This window comes from Nocardioides sp., assembly GCF_031422975.1.
GTDB lineage: Bacteria > Actinomycetota > Actinomycetes > Propionibacteriales > Nocardioidaceae > Nocardioides.
In genome coordinates this window covers 1-4,160 of the sequence record NZ_JANPEO010000091.1, presented here as the reverse complement: position 1 = coordinate 4,160, position 4,160 = coordinate 1, and the positions used below count along the sequence as shown (strand labels likewise).

3 protein-coding genes are annotated in these 4,160 nt (G+C 71.2%); 2 read left to right on the top strand and 1 reads right to left on the bottom strand.

Features of this window, described 5'->3' with window-relative positions; all coding sequences use genetic code 11:
- On the bottom strand, positions 1–758 hold a 758-nt coding region (locus tag RMO85_RS03050; RefSeq protein ID WP_310526392.1), incomplete at its 3' end, for an aldo/keto reductase.
- A 480-nt stretch (positions 759–1,238) separates the two neighbouring features.
- On the opposite strand from RMO85_RS03050, the gene RMO85_RS03045 reads away from it, so the two are divergent.
- Together RMO85_RS03045 and RMO85_RS03040 are read left to right on the top strand one after the other, a co-directional pair.
- Positions 1,239–3,122, top strand: coding sequence for a lysophospholipid acyltransferase (locus RMO85_RS03045; RefSeq protein WP_310526390.1), 1,884 nt, complete (start codon positions 1,239–1,241; stop codon positions 3,120–3,122).
- On the top strand, positions 3,119–4,160 hold a 1,042-nt coding region (locus tag RMO85_RS03040; protein WP_310526388.1), incomplete at its 3' end, for an HAD-IB family hydrolase. The genes RMO85_RS03045 and RMO85_RS03040, both read left to right, overlap by 4 nt.

Here is a 4,160-nt window from a genome sequence, read left to right as displayed (position 1 = left end):
GATGCGACCTCGGCCAGCGCTGCCAGTCGCCGCGTCGTCCCGGGGTGCTCGTAGGCCTGCGGGAAGGGCCGGTCGGCGCGGTCGAAGCTGCCCTGGATCAGCGGGCTGTAGGCCCACAGCTCGAGGCCCATGTTTGCGACGTAGTCGCGCGTCTCCTCGGTGACCCAGCCGAACCGGGGTTCCTTGCCCTCGACCGGCGCGCCGGGTCTGGGTTCGAGGTAGGACGTCGTCAGCTGCACCGCCTCGACGGCCGCCAGGTCCCGGGCAAGGGCGTAGCCACGGGCCCGCTCGACCAGCCAGGTGGGGTGGTTGGAGAGGCCGAGCCGGGCGACGATGCCGTCGGCCACGAGCGCTCCCATCGCGTGGGCGGTCTCCTCGATCGGCGTGCGCCGGTCCTCGACGTGGCCGAAGTAGAGATCGATCACCTCGAGGCCGAGTCGCTCCCGGCTCCGCTCCGCCTCGCGGCGTACGACCTCGGGCGAGAGCCCCTCGCTGCCGCCGTCGTCCGCGGGCTCGGCGCCCACCTTGGTGGCGATGGTCAGCTGCTCGCGCAGACCCGGGTGCTCGCGCAGCCAGGCGCCGATCAGGGTTTCGCTCTGGCCACCGCGCCCGCTCGGGTCGGCCCAGAACGCGTAGCAGTTGGCGGAGTCGATGGTCGTGCCGCCGGCTTCGACGAACCGGTCGAGCAGGGCGTAGGAGGTGGCGGTGTCGGTCTTGGTGCCCAGGTGCATGGTGCCGAGGACGAGGTCGCTGATCACGCCGTCCACGCTAGCGCCCCGGGACCGGGGGGCCGCTGGGCCGTCACACCTGTCACGCGCCCCGGCGTGTCCGCGACGACACGCCGTGAAGAGCGCAGCGTTGGTCGGGAAGTGGCCCCGAGCTCTTGCGCGGGCGGCGGAGGCGGGCGTACAACAGGGGTGTCGGAAGGACTTCGGTCCGGAAGACACCGGAAGCCGGCAACTCATACTTGCCGGCTTCCACCTATTTCAGGGGTGCCGCGGAGATGCTTTCGGCCCGGCGATCTCATACGTCGCCGGGCCTGGCACCTGTCTAACCGGCGCCCGGGACCTGGCTCGGGAGGCGCGCCGAGATCACACGCGGCTGGTGCGCTCGCCGCGCAAACTCACCTCGGCGGAACGGTGAAGAACGAGAAGGGCACGGGCGCATTCTGGTCGAATACCGCGGTTGCGGGTGGACCCGCCCTTGACCAGAGTCCCTGCGCCTCCGAGACTCCGGTCATGAGGCACGAGTCAGCCCGCACTGGATCAGCGCTCAGCCGCGCCAAGGACCGGGGCAGGCAGCTGCTCGCACCCGTCGCCACCAGAGTCGGGCTGGCACCCGCCGGGGCCGCAGACGGACACGAGGTCTCGCAGATCCTGGCCGACGGAGCGTTCGCCGAGAAGATCGCGACCCTGGCCGAGGATCTGGGTCGGCCCGAGCGGGAGGTGGCCGCCGAGGCGGGAGCGCACCTGCGGGAGATGTCGGCGACCCACAGTGCGGGCACCGGTGCCGCCTTCCGGCGCTTCTCCCAATGGCTGGCCCGCGCGCACGACGTGTACGTCGACGAGGACTCGATCGCCCGGTTGCGCGCACTCGACCGGCAGCACTCGCTGCTGTTCTTGTTCTCGCACCGGTCCTACCTCGACGGCGCGCTGGTCCCCGAGGTCGTCTCCGCGGGCCGGATGTCGACGCCGTTCACCTTCGGCGGCGCCAACCTCAACTTCTTCCCGATGGGCTCCATCGCCAGCAGGTCGGGCGTCATCTTCATCAAGCGCAGCACCTCCGACATCCCGGTCTACCGGCAGGCGCTTCGCTCCTACATCGCCCAGCTCCTCAAGAACAGGTCCAACCTCGCGTGGTCGATCGAGGGCGGCCGCACGCGGACGGGCAAGCTCCGTCCGCCGGCGTTCGGGATCATGCGCTACGTCGCTGACGCGGTGTGCGAGACCGAGGGGGTCGACGCGCTGATCGTGCCGGTCTCGATCGTCTACGACCAGCTGCACGAGGTCTCGATGATGACCTCGGAGGCCAAGGGTGCGCAGAAGCGGCCGGAGGACCTCCGGTGGCTCTACAAGTTCGCGCGCGAGCAGGGCAACCGCCTCGGTCGCGCCTATGTCGACTTCGGCGAGCCGATCTCGCTGGCCGAGCGGATGGCCGAGTTGCGTGCGGACGAGGCCGCGGCGCCGTACGCCATTGAACGGATCGCGCTCGAGTCGTGCCACCGCATCAACCGGGCGACCCCGGTGACCGCGACGGCCATCGTCAGCATGGCCATCCTCGGCGAGGACCGCGCACTCTCCCTGGCGCAGGTGCAGGCGACGGTCGCCCCGATCGCGGGATACCTCGAGGAGCGCGGCTGGCGGGTGGCGGGCGCGTTCAACCTCCGGGAGCGCGAGACGCTGCGGCGCACGCTGCAGGAACTGGTGGCCTCCGGGGTGCTGGTGGCCTACGACGGCGGCACCGAGACCGTCTGGCGGATCGCGCCCGACAAGCACCTCGTGGCGGCGTTCTACCGCAACACCGCGATCCACGTGTTCGTCGACCGGGCGATCGGCGAGCTCGCGCTCCTGGCCGCTGCCGAGAGCGATTCCGGCGACATCGTGGCCGTGGCCGAGGCGGAGGCGCTGCGCCTGCGCGAGCTGCTCAAGTTCGACTTCTTCTTCGCCGGCCGGCACGAGTTCGGCGCGGACATCGACGCGGAGCTGCGGCGCGTTGCGGATCCCACGGGCAACCGAAGGAAGGCCGACACCGCGGAGCTGCGGGCACGACTGGAGACCACGCGACCACACGTCGCGCACCTGGTGCTGCGGCCGTTCCTCGACGCGTACCACGTCGTCGCGGACCGGCTGGCCGACCTCGACGTGCCCTTCAGCGAGGCAGAGTTCCTCGACGACTGCGTCGCGGTGGGCCAGCAATGGGCGCTCCAGGGGCGGATCACCAGCGACGAGTCGGTGACCCTCGAGCTCTTCAAGACGGCGCTGCGGCTCGCCGACCACCGTGGCCTCCTCGATCCGGAGACCCCCGACCTGGACAAGCTGCGACACGGCTTCGCCGACGAGATCGCGCAGACCACCGCCCGCATCGACACCATCGCCGAGTTCCATCGAGCCGGTCGCGCGTGAACCCCGACGACCTGGTCGCCGAGATCGAGGCCGGCCCGCGCGGCCCGCACATCGCCGCGTTCTTCGATCTCGACGGCACCCTGGTGCACGGGTTCACGGCGACGCACATCCTGCGAGACCAGGTCCGCAAGGGCCAGGTCGGCGCCGGCGACCTGGCCAAACTGGTGCTCACCGCCGTCGACGGCACGCTCGGTGGTGACCCGACGCGTGCCGGGGACCTCGGGCTCAGCTCGCTGCGCGGGCACCTCGAGGACACGATGCAGGAGATGGGCGAGCGGCTCTTCGTGCAGAAGATCGCCGGCACGATCCGACCGCAGGCGCGGGCGATCGTGAAGGCCCACCAGCGGATGGGGCACGTCGTGGTGCTCGCCTCGGCCGCGACCCGCTTCCAGACCGGACCCGTGGCCCGCGAGCTCGGGATCGAGGACATCTTGTGCACGGAGCTCGAGATCGAGGACGGCGTGCTGACGGGGCGGGTGCTCGGCCAGTTCCTCTGGGGCGAGCCGAAGGCCCGGGCCGTGCGCCGCTACGCGCGCGAGCACGGCGTGGACCTGCACCTCAGCTACGGCTACGCCAACGGCGACGAGGACGTGCCGTTCCTGGCCAGCACCGGCCGCCCGCACGCCATCGCCCCGCACCGGGCCCTGCTGGAGACGGCGAAGCTGCAGGGCTGGCCGGTGCTCGACATGCACGAGCCGCTGCGCAAGGGAGTGCGGGCCGTCCTCGGCACGGTGGGTGCCGCGGGCGCTCTGAACGCCGGGCTGGTGACGGGCGCGGTCCTGGGCGCCGTACGCCGCGACAAGCGGGCCGGCACCAACGTCGGGATCCCGCTCGCCTGCGACGCGGCGCTCGCTGTGGCCGGCGTCAGGCTGAACATCATCGGCGAGGAGAACGTCTGGAAGGCCCGGCCGGCGATCTTCATCGGCAACCACCAGAGCTCACTCGACCCGGTGATCATGGGCTCGCTGCTGCGGCGCGACTTCACCGGTGTGTCCAAGGCGGAGGCGAAGTTCGACCCGCGCATGCTCGCGGCGTCGC

Coding starts and splice junctions, on each gene's coding strand:
- RMO85_RS03045 (WP_310526390.1), top strand. CDS start 1,239: ATGAGGCACGAGTCAGCCCGCACTGGATCAGCGCTCAGCCGCGCCAAG.